Here is a 17,609-nt window from a genome sequence, read left to right as displayed (position 1 = left end):
TAAAATCCTCTCCTTAATTTAAATGATGAATAGTGATTTATTTGTTGATGATGCGCGTTGTGAACCGCGCGGAAACGCTGTTGTTCCTGTTCTTGCAACTTCCTTTAATCCGTATGGCTTCAATAAGTCGATGAGCGCATCAATTTTTTCTGGCTCACCTGTTACTTGAACGACAAGACTATCGCGGGCCACATCGACAATCGCTGCACGAAACGGTTCAATCAATGTATAAATTTCGCCGCGCGTCGCCGGTGTAACCGCTACTTTAATTAAAGCAAGCTCTCGAACGATAATCGCTTGATCGGTAATATCGACAACTTTTAACACATCAATTTGTTTGTTTAATTGTTTTGTAATTTGTTCAGCAATGCGCTCATCATCTACATTGACGACAAACGTCATGCGTGAAACACCTTCTGTTTCCGTATGACCAACTGTAATGCTTTCAATGTTGTAATGTCGCTTCGTAAACAAACCTGTAATGCGATTTAATACACCCGGACGGTTGTTTACTGTCATTGTAATAATTCGCTTCACCATTTCACCCCCACCATCTCATGAAGCCCTTTCCCAGGAGCTACCATCGGATAGACGTTTTCCCCTGGATGAACATGAAAATCAAGTAAAACTGGTGCATTTGTCGCAAACGCTTCTTTCAATACGTATTCTGCTTCTTCTTCCGTCGTTGCGCGCATCGCTTTCATGCCGTATGCTTCCGCTAACCGAACGAAATCCGGTTGATTCGGAATGAGTGAATGAGAATATCGTTTTTCATAAAAAATTTCTTGCCATTGACGCACCATACCGAGCGCTTGATTGTTCACGATGACAATTTTAATTGGCAAATTTAACTCTTGAATAACCGATAGCTCTTGTAACGTCATTTGAAACCCACCGTCACCAACGATCGCTACAACCGTCGCTTCTGGTTGTGCCAATTGAGCACCAATTGCCGCTGGCAAGCCGAATCCCATCGTTCCAAGCCCACCGGATGTGACCCAACGATGCGGCTGTTTAAATTTATAATATTGGGCGACCCACATTTGATGTTGACCGACATCTGTCGTCACAACCGCTTCACCGTTTGTATATTCGTGAATCATTTCAATGAGCCGCTGCGGTTTGAGCACGCCCGGTTCGCGCTTGTACATAAGCGGATATTCGCGTTTCCATTCATTTAACTTGTTCAGCCACTCTGATACATCTGGTCGCTTTCCGTTTTGTTCAATTAATTGAATGAGTGCTTCTTTCGCATCACCAACGATCGGAATTTTTGTTGGCACATTTTTTCCAATCTCTGCTGGATCGATATCGATATGAGCGACCGTTGCTTTTGGTGCAAAATGAGCTAAATTTCCAGTCACCCGATCATCGAATCTTGCGCCGACATTAATGAGCAAATCACACTCATACAACGCCATATTTGCTGTGTACGTTCCGTGCATTCCTGCCATTCCGAGAAATAGCGGATGGTCGGCAGGAAATCCACCAAGTCCTAAAAGCGTATGAATCACAGGAATATTTTGTTGTTCGGCATATTGTTTTAACTGTTCATGGGCGTTCGCATGGAGAACACCTGCTCCAGCTAAAATGACCGGGCGTTTTGCTTGGCTAACGGCTTCAACAAGCTTGCGAATTTGCAAATGGTTCGGTTTTGTTGTCGGCTGATAACCCGGCAACTGTACGTCCTGTTCGTAATCAAACTCCGCTTCAGCGACGGCCATATCTTTTGGAATATCGATTAATACAGGACCTGGGCGCCCCGTTGTTGCAATATGAAACGCTTCTTTAATGATTTTTGGCAGCTCGTGTATGTCGCGTACTTGGTAACTATGTTTTGTAATAGGCATTGTAATTCCTAACACATCTGCTTCTTGGAAGGCATCTGAACCGATGACATTTGATGCCACTTGCCCTGTAAAGACGACGAGCGGAATGGAATCCATCATTGCATCTGTTAAACCTGTCACGATATTTGTCGCACCCGGTCCAGATGTAGCGATGACGACACCAGGTTTTCCTGAAATGCGAGCATACCCTTCCGCTGCATGAATGGCGCCTTGTTCGTGACGTGTTAGCACGTGGAATACGCCTGATTCATAAAGCTTGTCGTAAATCGGTAACACAGCACCTCCCGGATACCCGAAAATAACTTTCACGTTTTCTGCTTTGAGCGCTTCAATTAACATGAGCGCCCCACATAACGTTTGCTTTTTTGCTACTCTTTCTTTCACTTTCATATTCGCTGCCATTTTTTCACCCCTAAAAAATGTGAAATAAGAAAAGCCTTCTCACCCCTCCATCGGTCCACGTGGACCAAAGGGGCGAAAAGGCTTGCATCCTTCCCGCGGTACCACCCTTCTTCGTGGCAAAGCCACCTCAGGAGCACGCGACGATCGTCGCAGCGCTCGTTTTAATAACGAGTGACGTGCACCCGTCCGTCCCTACTAGAACGAATCGTTCAAGACGGCGCTCCGAGGGGAGTTCACTAGCGGAGACATCACCGGTTTTCAGCTTCCCCGGCTCTCTGTAGATGCCCGATCCGCTAGCTACTTATCCTCTTCAACGCTTTTTTCTTATTTACTTGTCATCCTGCATTCACATTTTGTGTAGCATAAACTTTTACGCCTTCAGAAACAACTCGTTTGCGAAACTCTTCTAACAATCGTTTTGTATGTTCGCCCGGTACACCGTCGCCAATGACACGACCATCGACTTTGACGACCGCAATGACTTCTGCTGCGGTTCCTGTTAAAAATACTTCGTCTGCCGTGTACACATCATGACGAGTGAACGGTTCTTCTTTAACGACATAGCCGAGGTCTTTAGCGATGTCCATGATCGCATCACGCGTAATGCCTTCAAGCGCCCCGACATATCCTGGTGGTGTATATAACACGCCGTTTTTGACGATAAATACGTTATCTGCTGAGCCTTCAGCGACATATCCTTGGTCGTTGAGCATAAGCGCTTCGCTGACGTTTGCTAAATGCGCTTCAATCCGCACTAATACGTTGTTTAAATAGTTTAACGATTTTACTTTCGGGCTTAGTACATCTGGTCGATTTCGTCTCGTTGCTACAGTAACGACTTCAATGCCCGTTTCATATAAATGTTTTGGGAAGATTGCCAACGGTTCAACGATGACGACTACTTGTGGCTTCGGACATTTGTATGGATCAAGTCCAAGGTCACCGACACCGCGTGACACGACCACGCGAATATAAGCATCTTCAAAGCCGTTTTTTTGCACCGTCTGGACGATAATATTTGTTAATTCTTCTTTTGTGTACGGAATGTTCAATAAAATGGATTTCGCTGAATTGTATAGGCGGTCAATATGTTCTTTCATGCGAAACACGTTGCCGCTGTACACGCGAATGCCTTCAAACACCCCATCCCCATAAAGAAAACCGTGATCGTATACAGAGATTTTTGCATTTTCTTTTGTGACAAATTCATCGTTCAGAAAAATCCACTGTTCACTCAATGTTTTTCCCCTCTTCCCCTGTTCGCCGTCTCTTGCTTCTTATGTTGATTGCGACTTTTGTTAGATTTATTTGAAAATTATCATACGACCATTTACCAAAAGAGTCAATACTATTTCATCGAATTTTTTGATTATTTCGATTAGTTAAAATGCTATGTATCCGCTTACATAATTGATATATCAAGGAAAAGAAAGGGTATAAAAAATTTTGAACATTTTTTGACTAATAAAAAATCCCCTTGCTTGTGCAAGGGGATTACTAGCGTCCCAGGAGAGATTCGAACTCCCGACCGACGGCTTAGAAGGCCGTTGCTCTATCCAGCTGAGCTACTGGGACATATGATCTTGGTTTGGACAATTGTTATTGTAATGATGTTTATGAAAAAAGTCAATAGGGGCGGCGGAATTTTCTTGCCCCTATTGTGTTTTGTATATGCTCGTTAAATCATGAAGGAGTTGGCCGTCGATGTTGTAAAAATGTACGGTTATGTTTGTTTCGTCTATATGAAGCATAGCATATGTTTTTTCACGACGCAGACGCGGTAAATAAATGCTTCCTGGATTAATGAAAAGAACGTCATCGATTTGTTCACATCCTGCGATGTGCGAATGACCGAAGCAAACGATGCGTGCCCCGACTTCTTTTGCTTTATAATATAGGTTCATGAGCGTCATTTTGACGTTGTACAAATGACCATGTGTAATGAAAAAGCGAACACCGTTCACATCTTCAACAAGATCGGTTGGAAAACGACGTTCATGGTCGCAATTTCCTCGCACAACAAGCATATGTTGCAACGCTTCATGATCGCTCGTCAACTCCGAGTCACCGCAATGAATGATTGCATCGACATGTTGTTTATGACGTGAAACGATTGTTTGTAATTCAGTTGTTAATCCGTGGCTATCGCTTATGATTAATACGTTCACGACTCATTCCCCTTTTCAAACAGCTTGTCCCATATGCTCAAAAGATGTTGTAACGCCTTTGCCCGATGGCTTATTTCATTTTTCTCCTCTTTTGTTAATTGGGCCATCGTTCGTTGTTTTTCAGGCACGTAAAAAATCGGGTCGTACCCGAAACCGTTCTCACCTATTGGCTCTTCTGTAATATATCCTTCGCACACACCGTCTACCGTCGTTGTTTCCCCGTTCGGTTTTGCAACAGCTAACGTGCAATGAAAACGGGCGGTTCGTTGTTCAAAAGGCACACCTTGTAACTTTGTAAGCACTTTTTCAATGTTTGCTTGATCGTCTTTTCCCTCGCCAGCGTAGCGAGCCGAGTATACGCCCGGCTCACCGTTTAGCGCATCGACGATTAAACCAGAATCATCTGCAATGACGACTTCATGAAGCATATTCGCAATCGTCGTTGCTTTTAATATCGCATTGTCTGTAAACGTCGTTCCCGTTTCTTCAACATCCGGTATGTCATCGTAGTCAAGAAGCGAACGAACGTCGATTCCTTTTTTCGCAAACAATTGTTGAAACTCGGCTACTTTTCCTTTGTTTTTTGTAGCAATGATCATCCGCTTCACTTTGCTTCTTCCCCTTCCGAACGATGTTGCATAATTTGTTCCGCAAGGGAACCGAGCGCTTCTTTTTGTCGGGCAATCAGCTCGTGAATGCCTTTTTCAGCAACCGTTAATAAATCGAGCAACTGCTCGTATGAAAATGTCGCTTCTTCCCCTGTTCCTTGAATTTCAACAAAGCGCCCCGAGCCTGTCATGACAATATTCATATCGACATGTGCTTTTGAATCTTCAACGTAATTTAAATCTAAAATAATGCCATGCTCTTCATCTATTCCGACTGATGTGGCAGCTAAAAAATCTGTAATCGGGAGCGTCGGTAATTTTTTTTCTTCGACCATTTTTCCGAGCGCCAACGTCATGGCGACAAATGCCCCTGTAATTGACGCTGTGCGCGTTCCACCGTCCGCTTGAATGACATCACAATCAATCCAAATCGTTTTTTCCCCTAACTTTTGCAAATCAACAACAGAACGAAGCGCCCGGCCAATAAGCCGTTGAATTTCCATCGTTCGCCCTGACAACTTTCCTTTGCTTGCTTCGCGAATGTTTCGTTGCTCGGTTGCGCGCGGAATCATCGCATACTCCGCAGTAATCCATCCCTTTCCACCTCCACGCATAAACGGTGGAACTTTATCTTCGATGCTTGCTGTACAAATGACTTTCGTATCGCCAATTGCAATGAGCACCGAGCCTTCTGGATGTTTTAAATAGTTCGGTTCAATATGTACGGGACGAAGCTCTTCATTTGTTCTACCATCTACTCTCACAAAAAATCCTCCTCAATGTATGTTCACGAAATAAGAGGCAGGAACACTGCCTCTCGACGATGAATCTTTATATAGTATAGCAAAAAATTGGTTTCAAAAACTACCTGTGTTCACATTTTGCGGTCTTGTTACCGGTTCGGATAACGGTTTGCCACTTTCATCAACTAATTCCGCTTTTCCGTTCACTGTAATGGCAACGCTCTCCACTCCTGGCTGTTCTGTTAACGACAACACTAAACAATTGAGCACATGCGTTGACACAACGTTTTTCTCCACGCTGCCATAAATCGCTTCGTTAAAGTTTAACGTCACTTTTCCATTTTCATATTTTGGCGCTTCTAACAATTTTGCATCCGCTTGAAAATCGCTTAATAACCCAGAACCGTAGCTTGGTCCTTTAATCAGCTCATTCACAACAGCAGCTAACTCATCTTGTTCGCTATTCGGTACGCGTCTCGTTACCGGTACATAATACGTTTGTTTCCCGTCTTGCGCTAAAAAGTAGACGATGACCGGATGCGTATTCGTAATATCGACAACACCGTTCGTTTCAATGTTAATTCCGTCATCTCTACTTAGTTCGTCGCTAATTGGCGTTCCGTTGACCGGCATCATGTTTTGGTCATGGCCATTCATCCGAATTTTTACACGTTTCACATTATCAAATTGCGTCACTGTCCATGTGATTGCTTGTAAAATTCGCTTTTCATCTTCTGGACGATAATTCGCAAATTCTTTCGAAAAATCAATAACAAGCGTGCCATCTTGTTTTAAATTGACGCTTAACACTTGGGTGTCAGCTGGAAGAACGGCACGAAATCCGTTTGGCAACAGCTCTGAAATTGGACCATTTTCTACTAAATATTCGAGTACTTGTTTTGCAGCTGCGTTTGTTTTTGGCAAGGCAAACGTTTGTGGAACGACAAAGCCGTTTTTATCAATTAAGTACAATTCGCGTTGAACGGTTTCTGTCGCTTGTTCTTTTTGTGCTGCTTCTTTTTCTTGCAACGCTTGCTCGTCTTCTATATACGTTACATCTTTTGGCGGATCAATTTCCTTTGTTGCTTTTTCACCTCCAAACAGCCCACATCCTGACAGAATAAAAACAAACATTGTTACAATGATCCATACGCGGCGCATGGACTCCCCTCCTCACACGGTTTGTACTACTATGTATACGAGCCGTCCAAAAAAGTAGAACAAAAAAATCCTTCGGCATATGCGAAGGATTTTAAAATAATTGGATCGTTTCGACATGTTCAATTGGATGACCGAACCATTTCGAAGCAATTTGTTGAAACATTTCTTTCGGTCCAGTCGTTAAAAATATATGTTCGCGACGTTTATTCCCCGTATAAAGCAAATCGCTATGATGCAAAATCGTACTCACTTCCCGCGCTGTTTCATCGCCAGAACAAATAAGTTTCACGTGCTCCCCCATATATTGTTGAATAAGTGGACTTAAAAGCGGATAATGTGTACAGCCTAAAATGAGCGTATCAATCGGTCGATCTTTTAACGGTTGAAGCGATTCGGCAACAATTTGCTTTGCTTCTTCCCCTTCAAACTGTCCGCTTTCCACTAAAGGAACAAACTTTGGACAAGCTAAACTTTCTACTTTCACATCACTATTAATGGATTTTAGCGCTTGTTCGTACGCGCTGCTTTTCACCGTTCCGATCGTGCCGATGACACCGATATGATAGTTTTTTGTAATTTTTAACGCGGTACGAGCGCCAGGATGAATGACACCGATCACGGGAATGTTGAGCGTATCGCGAATTTCTTCTAGTGCGACAGCAGTTGCTGTGTTACATGCAATAACGAGCATTTTTATGTCATATCCAAGCAAATAGTTCGTCATTTCCCATGTAAATTGTCGAATTTCTTCCCGTGGTCTCGGTCCGTACGGACAGCGTGCTGTGTCTCCTAAATATACAATTTGTTCTTTTGGTAGTTGGCGCATGATTTCTCTTGCAACGGTTAATCCACCAACGCCTGAATCAATAACTCCAATCGGTCTTTCCAATGTATTCGCCTCATTCTTTGTTGATGTATGACAAAACATCTTTCATTATAACACACATCAAATCAATAGAAAACCGGCTTGCCTAAACTAAAAAGGCGAGCCGGTTCTCTTTATAGTTCAAGTTCTCCCATTCGAAGCAATTCAACAACAGCTTGTGAGCGCCCCTTTACCCCAAGCTTTTGCATTGCATTCGAAATGTGATTCCGAACTGTTTTTTCGCTAATGAACAGTTCACTAGCAATCTCTTTCGTCGTCTTGTCTTGCAACAACAGTTCGAATACTTCTCGTTCTCTTTTTGTGAGCAGCGGCTTCTGATTCAAGTGGATAACCCTCCTTGCTTTTACCAGACCGAAACGGATGGGTATATATTTAGTCAACATATCGTATGCAAGAAGGGAAATAACGGTTACATATTTTCAGCTAATCGCGCACGTGCGCTTTCGTCCCAAGCGACTCCTTTTCCTGTCGTTTTTGACATTTGCACCATCGTCCCACGCCCTGTAAATGCAATCGTTCCATCTTGTTTTTTCCCAACGTAATGTAAATCGACAGAAGAGTTGCCGATGTGTGCGACTTTTACACCGATATGTAGCTGCTCACCAAAATATACTTGTTGTAAAAAGTCGCATTGTAAATTCGCCACAACCGGAATGGCATCGTGTTCTTTCCCTAACCAATCGTGCATAAAACCGAGATGTTCAAAAAATGCGATGCGCGCTTCTTCAAAATATACAAAAGGAACGGTATTGTTTAGATGGCCAAACATATCTGTTTCTGAAAAGCGAACGCGCACCGGATGAAAAAAAGAAAAACGTTGTTCCCATTCTTTCATATCGTCAATATAAGAGATTTTCACCTTCCCTCTCCCCCTCTACAAAAATTTAGCTAACATCAGAAACATAAGGCCGACTCTTTAAGAGCCGACCTTTTTGTTACACTTCATCGCTACCGAAGAAATTGCGGAACATTTGAATCGTTGCTGCGCGGTTCAATGCCGCAATAGACGTTGTGAGCGGAATGCCTTTCGGGCAAGATTGCACGCAGTTTTGTGAATTTCCGCAGTTCGCTAATCCACCATCACCCATAATCGCTTCAAGACGCTCCGCCTTATGCATTGCTCCTGTTGGGTGAGCATTAAATAAACGCACTTGCGAAAGCGGTGCTGGACCGATAAAGTTTGATTTACTATTGACGTTCGGACAAGCTTCTAAACATACACCGCACGTCATACATTTAGATAGCTCATACGCCCATTGCCGTTTGCGCTCTGGCATGCGCGGTCCTGGACCTAAGTCGTACGTTCCATCGATTGGAATCCATGCTTTTACTTTTTTCAACGAATCAAACATGCGGCTACGGTCGACTTGCAAGTCGCGAATGACAGGGAACGTGCGCATCGGTTCTAAACGAATAGGCTGCTCAAGCTGATCAACAAGCGCCGTACACGATTGACGCGGCTTGCCGTTAATTACCATCGAACAAGCGCCACACACTTCTTCTAAACAGTTCATTTCCCAAGCAACAGGCGTCGTTTTTTCCCCTTTCGCATTGACCGGATTGCGCCGAATTTCCATGAGCGCCGAAATAATGTTCATATTCGGACGATACGGAATGACAAACTCTTCTTCATAAGGGGCTGTATCCGGACGGTCTTGTCTTGTGACAATAATCCGAATCGTTTTATTTTCGCTCATGATTTCACTTCCCCTTTCTTTTTCGTATAGTCGCGCTTGCGCGGTTTAATGAGTGATGTATCCACTTCGCGATAATGGAATGATGGCCCATCTGGCGTGAAGCTTGCCATCGTTGTTTTTAACCATTCTTCATCGTTTCGCTCAGGAAACTCTGGTTTATAGTGCGCTCCACGGCTTTCGTTACGGTTGTAAGCGCCAAGCGTGATGACGCGAGCTAGCTGCAACATGTTGTAAAGCTGACGTGTAAACGATGCACCTTGGTTGCTCCATTTCGCTGTATCGTTAATGTTAATGTTCTTATAACGCTCAAGCAATTCTTGAATTTTTTCATCTGTTTTTAATAGTTTATCATTATAACGAACGACCGTGACGTTATCTGTCATCCATTCACCAAGCTCTTTATGCAAGACGTAGGCGTTTTCTGTGCCGTCCATCGCCATAATTTGCGCCCATTTTTCTTGTTCTTGTTTTAAATAACGATCGTATAAAGAAGAAGGCATTGCATCTGCTGATTTTTCAAGCCCTTTCATATATTCAACTGCTTTTGGACCAGCTACCATTCCACCATAAATCGCAGATAATAACGAGTTCGCACCGAGACGGTTAGCGCCGTGCATCGAATAGTCGCACTCGCCTGCCGCAAACAATCCTTTAATGTTTGTCATTTGATCATAATCAACCCATAATCCACCCATTGAATAGTGGACAGCTGGGAATATTTTCATCGGTACTTTTCTCGGATCTTCACCCATAAACTTTTCATAAATTTCAATAATGCCACCTAACTTAATATCGAGCTCTTTCGGATCTTTATGCGATAAATCTAAATAAACCATGTTTTCGCCGTTAATACCGAGCTTTAAGTCGACACACACATGGAAAATTTCACGCGTCGCAATATCGCGTGGAACGAGGTTTCCGTAAGCCGGATATTTTTCTTCTAAGAAATACCACGGTTTTCCGTCTTTATACGTCCAAACTCGCCCACCTTCTCCACGCGCTGATTCACTCATTAAACGAAGCTTATCATCGCCCGGAATAGCTGTCGGATGAATTTGGATAAACTCTCCGTTTGCATAATACGCACCTTGTTGATATACGATCGATGCTGCTGAACCTGTATTAATGATAGAGTTTGTTGACTTCCCGAAAATAATCCCCGGACCGCCTGTTGCCATGATGACCGCATCTGCTGGGAATGCTTTAATCTCCATCGTTGTCAAGTTTTGCGCGACAATTCCGCGACATACTTGCTCATCATCTAAAACAGCACCCAAAAACTCCCAACCTTCATATTTTGTCACTAAACCAGCGACTTCGTGACGGCGCACTTGTTCATCAAGCGCGTAAAGAAGCTGTTGTCCTGTCGTTGCCCCTGCGTATGCAGTACGGTGATGCTGCGTTCCACCAAAGCGTCGGAAGTCAAGCAATCCCTCTGGCGTACGGTTGAACATGACACCCATGCGATCAAGCAAATGAATAATGCCTGGGGCCGCTTCACACATCGCTTTTACTGGAGGTTGATCCGCTAAAAAGTCCCCACCATATACTGTATCATCGAAGTGTTCCCACGGGGAGTCTCCTTCCCCTTTTGTATTGACCGCACCGTTAATGCCACCTTGTGCACAAACAGAGTGAGATCGCTTCACAGGAACTAATGAAAATAAATCTACTTTTACGCCTGCTTCGGCAATTTTAATTGTTGCCATTAAGCCGGCAAGACCTCCACCAACAACGATAATTTTTCCTTTACTCATGTCTCCTCACTCCTTCAATGTTGTGGATTAAACGAATGCTAAAATCGCGCGTATACCAACGATCGAAAGCGCGACAAAAATCCCCATTGTCACGTACGTAGAAATTTGTTGTGAACGAGGAGTCACTGTAATACCCCAACTAACGAAAAACGACCATAGCCCGTTTGCAAAGTGAAACACCGCAGAGACGATTCCAACAATATAAAATGCAAGCATAAACGGGTTCGCAACGATGTTCGCCATCATATCATAGTTCACTTCCGCACCAAATGCAGCTTGAACACGCGTTTCCCATACGTGCCAGACGACGAAAATGAGCGTAATAATCCCCGTTAAGCGTTGCAACATAAACATCCAGTTACGAAAATATCCGTAACGACTGACATTGTTTTGTGCCGTAAATGCGATATATAGCCCATAGATGGCATGGAATAATAGCGGAAGAAAAATAACGAAAATTTCTAAAAAGTAACGAAACGGTAGCTGCTCCATAAAAGCGGCCGCCTTGTTAAATGCGTCTGCTCCTCTTGTTGCAAAATGGTTAACAACTAAATGCTGCATTAAAAACAGCCCGACTGGAATGACTCCGAGCAATGAATGGAGTCGACGATAAAAAAACTCTCGATTTTGTGCCATACATAACCCCCCTTGAAATTGTCATCTTCCTTTTCTATGAGCTCCCATCCGCATCTACTAGACAATGAACAATAGAAGTGTAAACACTTCCATTTCCATTGACCATTGTCACATTCATTGTACTCCCAGAATGTAGGAGCGTCAAGAAAAGGTGTTCACGAAATGTTCAATCATTTAAAATTTTAAAACAACTATACTTCTAGTGAAGTCCGAAATAAAAGAAAAGTCAATACTGTTTTTCATGTTGTTGTGCGCTATAATGAAAAAATAGAGAGGGGAATTGAACGTGAGCGGGCATGAACAGTGGAAACAAATAAACATTTCTGCTTTTAGCGACTTTTTATTTCGGCAAGAATTGTTGCCAAATTTGTTCGGAAAAGAAACGCCATTTATTTTATATTGGGCAGGAAAAGATTTAGCGAGAAAATACCCGCTAGCTACAATCGATGATGTCATCGCTTTTTTTGAACAAGCGGGTTGGGGAAATTTATCGCTGCTTGAAGAGAAAAAAGATCAATGTGAACTTCGATTAGAAGGACCGCTCGTCGCGATGCGGTTCGATTATAGTGGAGAGTGCACATTTCAACTTGAGGCAGGCTTTCTTGCTCAACAGTTTGAACAGCAAAAAGGATATGTCACCGAAGCGTTTGAACAACAAAAACGGCGCGCCAAAACTGTTTTGTTCACAGTCAAATGGGACCGAAAAGATGAAGCTGACCGATGACGGTCAGCTTTCATACGTTTGAAGCGTTTCGTAAATTTTTTGTGCCACATGTTTTGGAATGTTCGCTTCTTGAAGCTGTTCAACCGTTGCCTCTTTCATTTTTTTAATCGATCCGAAATGTTGCAATAGCGCTTGTTTTCTTTTTGCACCAACTCCCGGAATTTGATCGAGAATGGAATGAAACGCAGATTTTGAACGAACTTGCCGATGAAATGTAATCGCAAACCGGTGCACTTCTTCTTGAATGCGCTGCAGCAAATAAAACTCTTGACTATTTTTCTCTAATGAAACGATGCTCGGTGGATCACCAAAAAGGAAATGGGACGTTCGGTGTTTCTCGTCTTTCACTAACCCAGCGATCGGAATTGATAACCCAAGTTCGCATTCCAACACTTCTTTTGCGGCTTGTATTTGCCCTTTTCCTCCATCGACAACAATGAGATGAGGGAGCGGTAAACGTTCGCGTAATACACGAGTATAGCGTCGGCGAATGACTTCGCGCATCGACTCGTAATCATCTGCCCCTTGCACCGTTTTTATTTTATATTTACGATATTCTTTTTTTTCCGGCTTTCCATCAATAAATACGACCATGGCGGCAACAGCGTCTGTTCCTTGAATGTTTGAATTGTCAAACGCCTCAATCCGATGAGGTGTCGGAATCCCGAGCGCTTCACCTAGCCGTTCAACCGCGCGAATGGTTCGTTCTTCGTCACGTTCAATTAAAAAGAACTTTTCTTGCAGCGCAATGTGCGCATTTTTACAAGCTAAATCAACAAGTTCTTTCTTTTTGCCGCTTTTCGGCTGTGTAACGTTCACATCGAGCAATTTCGCCGCCATTTCTCCATCGATTTCTCGCGGCAATACAACTTCGCGTGGCTTTAAATGATAATGTTTACTGTAAAATTGACCTAAAAACGTTAAAAATTCTTCTTCCGGCTCTTGGTACAGCGGAAACATCGACACGTTTCGTTCGATGAGCTTCCCTTGTCGAATAAAAAATACTTGTACGCACATCCATCCTTTATCGTACGCATATCCGAAAATGTCGCGGTCAACGAAATCGTGTAAAATCATTTTTTGTTTTTCCATTAATGTTTCAATATACGAAATTTGGTCGCGGTATTCTTTCGCCCGCTCAAACTGTAACTGTTCCGCTGCTTCCATCATCTTTTCTGTCAATGTCTCTTTGACTTCTTTATAGCCGCCGTTTAAAAAGCGCGTAATTTGTTCAACAATTTGTTTATTTTCTTCTTCCGATACGTGATATTCACACGGTCCTAAACATTGTCCCATATGATAATATAAACAAACTTTTTTCGGCATCTTCTCACATTTTCTTAACGGATATAAACGATCGAGCAATTTTTTCGTTTCATGAGCTGCTTGGGCGTTTGGGTACGGACCAAAATATTTCCCTTTATCTTTTTTCACCGTCCGAGTAATGATAAGACGCGGATGTGTTTCACCGGTAATTTTAATGAATGGATAGCTTTTATCGTCTTTTAACATGACGTTATATTTCGGATCGTATTTTTTTATTAAATTCATTTCTAAAATAAGCGCTTCCAAATCCGAAGACGTCACGATATATTCAAAGTCGGCAATTTCGTTTACTAAGCGAAGCGTTTTTCCGTCATGTGTACCTGTGAAATAAGAGCGAACACGATTTTTCAACACTTTCGCTTTTCCAACGTAAATGACCGTTCCTTGTGCATCTTTCATTAAATAGCATCCCGGCTGATCAGGCAAAATCGCCAACTTTTCTTTTAATCGCTCATTCACGTTCTTCCTCCTCTCGCCATTCATATACTGTAATGCGTCCATATACAGGGTCAGACAATAAGCTCGATTCATACGTCCGAATCGGGCGAATATATGGGCGAACGTCTATGCCTTGCGCTTGAAACCCTTTGACGACATGATCAGTCACATACACTTTCGCATGTGGAAATACCGCTTTTTCACGTTGAAAAACATCAAACGAGAACACGCGTTCATGCGGAAAAGAAACACGTAAATATTCAAGAACGCGCGTCTCTTCCCACGTAAATAAAATAAACGGTTGTTCTTTCTGTTCAAAATCATACGCCAACTGATATGTCGCTGGCAACTGTGTCGCTTGATTGTTTACCCCTTGCATGCCGATTACCGTTTGAGAAACGAGTAAAGCGAGCATAACGATGAGGCGCATGCGCGATGACGACTGAAGGGCACTTACAAACAAAAAGAATGAAACGATGATGACAATCGGCAATATATGCCTAGGTTTTTCAATATTTTGCGCAAATAGCGCCCAAAGAAAATACGTCAATAAAAGCAAACGATATAAATTGGGCAGAAATATATGCTTCCACGTCATAAAGAACAAAATAGCAAAACAACTAAGTAGCCATACAGACTGCTTTGCCATGCCTGTCCAAATGATATTATAAAAAATAAGCATATATACTCGCTGCCAAAACGGTGCTTCATCCGTTGAAACCGTTCCTCCCCATTGTGTGAAATGCCCTGTTACAAACGAAAAGGCAAGCTGCCAAAAACTTTCTCCTTCCGTTGCAGCTACTGCACTTATCCAAATGAATTGAAACGCAATCGCTGCCAAACTGTATAACAAAAGCTGTGTCAAACGATACCTCCGCTTCCACCAAACATATAATATACCAACCCCAAAAGGAATGTACGATAAGCGAATACCAAGCATGATGCTAAATAATAATAACGGTAGCCATTGCACATGAACACGGTCCGAGTGAAGCGCACGTTCTAAACTCCACACATACCACCATAAAAGAGCGAGAGCACTCCCCTCCGACATCGGTTGTGAGACGATTAACATGACGTAGCTAAGCGATTGGACGAGTGCTGTCATGAAGAGCGCATACTTTTTTTCTACGTATGTTTTAGCAAGCAAATAAATTGGAATTATCGCACTCGTCATGAGTAATCCGTTCCAAATCGCAAGCGCTTTAGCAGCATTGTCAACAAACGAATGAATGAGCATCCCGCCAAAAATAAAATACGGATATCCTGGAAAATGTGGTTGCATCGCAAGTAAATCGTATCGATCGAGGGCGAGAGCAAAGTCCACTTCATCCCACGTTGCTGCAAACGGGCTAGCATAGACGAAATACGATGCGCATACGGTAAACAGCACGATGATTGAAACAATTCGCACAATAAAACCCTCCTAAGTAAAAAAGTACAAGGCTCCCCTTGTACTTTACATCACTTGTTGTTCAAGCACCTTCTCATTTTTTTCGTTTTTTTCTTCTTTCGTACCATAACGTGTTTTCACAAGTAAATAAATGACGACGAAATAACCAATATATGCTAACACTTCTTCAAGTGAAGGCATCGATGAATAACCGAATAACGCCTTGAAGAAAATACCGACGTCACCAGAAAAAATCGGTTCTTGTCCTGTATCGCGCACGAAATGTTCATGGTCAATCGGATGTTCTGGCATAAACCATGTAATATCGTACACGTGCGGCATGACGCTACCGATAATTTTTAAGTCTTGCAACATCGAAATGCCTTGTACAAGCAACCCAGCGGCAATCAAAATGATAAATGCACCTGTGACTTTAAAAAACGTTTTTAACGGTACGCGCATCGTTCCTTTAAAGAACATGTAGCTGACAATAGCAGCGATCGTCAAACCGGTAATGGCTCCCCATCCTTGTACCGCTGCTCCGATGTTTCCACCTGTAATGGCAGCGAAGAAAAACACCGTCTCTACTCCTTCGCGCAGTACAACTAAAAACGAATGCATCACCATACCAAATACGTCCCCTTTAGACACGTATTTGCTCATTTTTCCTTCCATACTACTTTTTATATCTTTGCTATGTTCTGCCATCCAAAATACCATTTGCGTCAGCAAGATGGAAGAAATGAAGATGATGCTCACCTTTAAATATATTTCGCTTGCCATCGTGGAAAAACCAGTTAGCACGACTTGGAATAATAATGCGACAATCGCGCTTGCAAACACAGCTAGCCCTGCGCCGAGCCAAACATATTTCACATAACGTGATTGATCAATGCGCTTCAAATACGATGTAATAATCCCAACAATTAATAGCGCTTCTAACGCTTCACGAAACGTAATGAGCAGTGCTTGAACTTCCAACGCATGTGCCCCCTTTCTTTACTTCCGTTTTCTCACGGCATACACGACAACCGCAACAATAACGGCGATAATAGCAATAATCGGAATCCAGTTTTTCACATCCGACAAATCCGTCCATTCCTTCTTTTTTGCCGCTGCTAATCGATCTAAATCTTCTTCAGTAAAATGACCCGTTTCAATATTTTCTAATTCAAATTGATCTTGCAACGCTTTCAAAATCGTTTGTTTGCTTTCTTTAAATTGATTGATGTTCGATTCTTTCTTTCCTACTCCAAACAATCCCGGATTCCCGAGCGATTGAAGGGCAACATCAAACTGTTGTTTTAATTTTTCATCTAACTCGGCATCGTTTTGTTGTACAATCGGGGAAAGGGCTTTATATGTAGCAAATGCTTTCGCTAATAAACGTTTGCTCGTATCGTAATTATCGAAATTCTTTTCTACATTTTCTAAACGACGCGCAACGTTTAACACAAGCACTTTTTGCATTGCTGAAACGATCGTATCCTCATCTTTATTTTCAATCGCCTCTAAAATAATCTCAGACGGTTCAGGTCCCATATGCATATCAATTTCTTTTTGCACCGTTTCATAAATCGCCTTCACTTCATCGAACTTTTTCTCCTGCGCTTTGGCGACCATCTCTTTATACGCTTCAGCAACCGCTTCTTCGTTCGGATCACCGTATGAGTAAGCGAACGAAGACATAGGGGCTGAAGTGAAAATTAATATCATTGATAAACAAAAAAATAAAAACTTTTTCACTCCGATCTCCTCCTTCGATGATAATGATAATAATTATCATGATTGTTGTCAAGAAAAAATGCTAGAGAATCTCT

General features: G+C 42.6%; 18 protein-coding genes, 1 tRNA gene and 1 other annotated feature. Of the genes, 1 reads left to right on the top strand and 18 read right to left on the bottom strand.

The window, feature by feature from the left end:
• Positions 1-18: 18 nt before the first annotated feature.
• From ilvN to HNR63_RS07685, 14 genes are all read right to left on the bottom strand, one after another.
• Entirely contained in the window at positions 19-537 is a 519-nt protein-coding gene (gene ilvN / locus HNR63_RS07750) for an acetolactate synthase small subunit (RefSeq protein WP_035062890.1), read from the bottom strand.
• Positions 534-2,252 carry an acetolactate synthase large subunit gene (gene ilvB / locus HNR63_RS07745; RefSeq protein WP_009361779.1) on the bottom strand — a complete coding sequence of 573 codons (1,719 nt, stop codon included), beginning with the start codon at positions 2,250-2,252 and terminating at the stop codon, positions 534-536. The genes ilvN and ilvB overlap by 4 nt, the downstream gene beginning before the upstream one ends.
• 65 nt (positions 2,253-2,317) lie before the next feature.
• Positions 2,318-2,575, bottom strand: a binding site (T-box leader).
• A 12-nt stretch (positions 2,576-2,587) separates the two neighbouring features.
• Entirely contained in the window at positions 2,588-3,490 is a 903-nt protein-coding gene (ilvE, locus tag HNR63_RS07740) for a branched-chain-amino-acid transaminase (RefSeq protein WP_009361780.1), read from the bottom strand.
• 263 nt (positions 3,491-3,753) lie between these two features.
• Positions 3,754-3,827, bottom strand: a tRNA-Arg gene (locus HNR63_RS07735).
• An 80-nt stretch (positions 3,828-3,907) separates the two neighbouring features.
• Positions 3,908-4,420, bottom strand: a complete 513-nt coding sequence (locus HNR63_RS07730; RefSeq protein WP_181520355.1) for a metallophosphoesterase family protein — start codon at positions 4,418-4,420, stop codon at positions 3,908-3,910.
• Positions 4,417-5,028 carry an XTP/dITP diphosphatase gene (locus tag HNR63_RS07725; protein WP_021093834.1) on the bottom strand — a complete coding sequence of 204 codons (612 nt, stop codon included), beginning with the start codon at positions 5,026-5,028 and terminating at the stop codon, positions 4,417-4,419. The genes HNR63_RS07730 and HNR63_RS07725 overlap by 4 nt, the downstream gene beginning before the upstream one ends.
• Positions 5,025-5,792 carry a ribonuclease PH gene (gene rph / locus HNR63_RS07720; protein ID WP_085788730.1) on the bottom strand — a complete coding sequence of 256 codons (768 nt, stop codon included), beginning with the start codon at positions 5,790-5,792 and terminating at the stop codon, positions 5,025-5,027. Before rph ends, HNR63_RS07725 begins: the two co-directional genes overlap by 4 nt.
• A 93-nt stretch (positions 5,793-5,885) precedes the next feature.
• A complete protein-coding gene (locus tag HNR63_RS07715) occupies positions 5,886-6,932 on the bottom strand; it encodes a GerMN domain-containing protein (RefSeq protein ID WP_021093832.1) in 1,047 nt (348 codons plus the stop codon).
• A 91-nt stretch (positions 6,933-7,023) separates the two neighbouring features.
• Positions 7,024-7,821: a glutamate racemase gene (racE, locus tag HNR63_RS07710; RefSeq protein ID WP_085788728.1), complete on the bottom strand. Its 798-nt coding sequence runs from the start codon at positions 7,819-7,821 to the stop codon at positions 7,024-7,026.
• 110 nt (positions 7,822-7,931) lie between these two features.
• Positions 7,932-8,147, bottom strand: a complete 216-nt coding sequence (locus tag HNR63_RS07705; RefSeq protein ID WP_032100525.1) for a helix-turn-helix domain-containing protein — start codon at positions 8,145-8,147, stop codon at positions 7,932-7,934.
• A gap of 80 nt (positions 8,148-8,227) precedes the next feature.
• On the bottom strand, positions 8,228-8,677 hold the full coding sequence (locus HNR63_RS07700) for a thioesterase family protein (RefSeq protein ID WP_181520353.1): 450 nt from the start codon (positions 8,675-8,677) through the stop codon (positions 8,228-8,230).
• A 76-nt stretch (positions 8,678-8,753) separates the two neighbouring features.
• Positions 8,754-9,515: a succinate dehydrogenase iron-sulfur subunit gene (sdhB, locus tag HNR63_RS07695; RefSeq protein ID WP_009361787.1), complete on the bottom strand. Its 762-nt coding sequence runs from the start codon at positions 9,513-9,515 to the stop codon at positions 8,754-8,756.
• Complete coding sequence (gene sdhA / locus HNR63_RS07690) at positions 9,512-11,272, bottom strand: succinate dehydrogenase flavoprotein subunit (protein ID WP_035049252.1); 1,761 nt, start codon at positions 11,270-11,272, stop codon at positions 9,512-9,514. Before sdhA ends, sdhB begins: the two co-directional genes overlap by 4 nt.
• Positions 11,273-11,299: 27 nt before the next feature.
• Positions 11,300-11,908, bottom strand: coding sequence for a succinate dehydrogenase cytochrome b558 subunit (locus tag HNR63_RS07685; RefSeq protein WP_181520352.1), 609 nt, complete (start codon positions 11,906-11,908; stop codon positions 11,300-11,302).
• 286 nt (positions 11,909-12,194) lie between these two features.
• Here HNR63_RS07685 and HNR63_RS07680 point away from each other — a divergent pair, with 286 nt between their 5' ends.
• Positions 12,195-12,632 (top strand): YslB family protein, encoded by a 438-nt coding sequence (locus HNR63_RS07680; RefSeq protein WP_085788726.1) that lies wholly within the window; start codon positions 12,195-12,197, stop codon positions 12,630-12,632.
• A 3-nt stretch (positions 12,633-12,635) separates the two neighbouring features.
• Here the strand turns inward: HNR63_RS07680 and uvrC are convergent, their stop codons facing one another.
• From uvrC to HNR63_RS07660, 4 genes are read right to left on the bottom strand one after another with little or no spacing between them, the layout of a single operon-like run.
• Entirely contained in the window at positions 12,636-14,417 is a 1,782-nt protein-coding gene (uvrC, locus tag HNR63_RS07675; RefSeq protein ID WP_181520351.1) for an excinuclease ABC subunit UvrC, read from the bottom strand.
• Entirely contained in the window at positions 14,410-15,810 is a 1,401-nt protein-coding gene (locus HNR63_RS07670; protein WP_181520350.1) for a glycosyltransferase family protein, read from the bottom strand. The genes uvrC and HNR63_RS07670 overlap by 8 nt, the downstream gene beginning before the upstream one ends.
• A 45-nt stretch (positions 15,811-15,855) precedes the next feature.
• Complete coding sequence (locus tag HNR63_RS07665; protein ID WP_181520349.1) at positions 15,856-16,770, bottom strand: FTR1 family iron permease; 915 nt, start codon at positions 16,768-16,770, stop codon at positions 15,856-15,858.
• A gap of 18 nt (positions 16,771-16,788) precedes the next feature.
• Positions 16,789-17,535, bottom strand: coding sequence for a hypothetical protein (locus HNR63_RS07660; protein WP_181520348.1), 747 nt, complete (start codon positions 17,533-17,535; stop codon positions 16,789-16,791).
• Positions 17,536-17,609 lie beyond the last annotated feature (74 nt).

The sequence above is a fragment of the Anoxybacillus ayderensis genome (genome assembly GCF_013761015.1).
Classification (GTDB): domain Bacteria; phylum Bacillota; class Bacilli; order Bacillales; family Anoxybacillaceae; genus Anoxybacillus; species Anoxybacillus ayderensis.
This window is presented reverse-complemented; position numbering and strand designations above follow the sequence as displayed.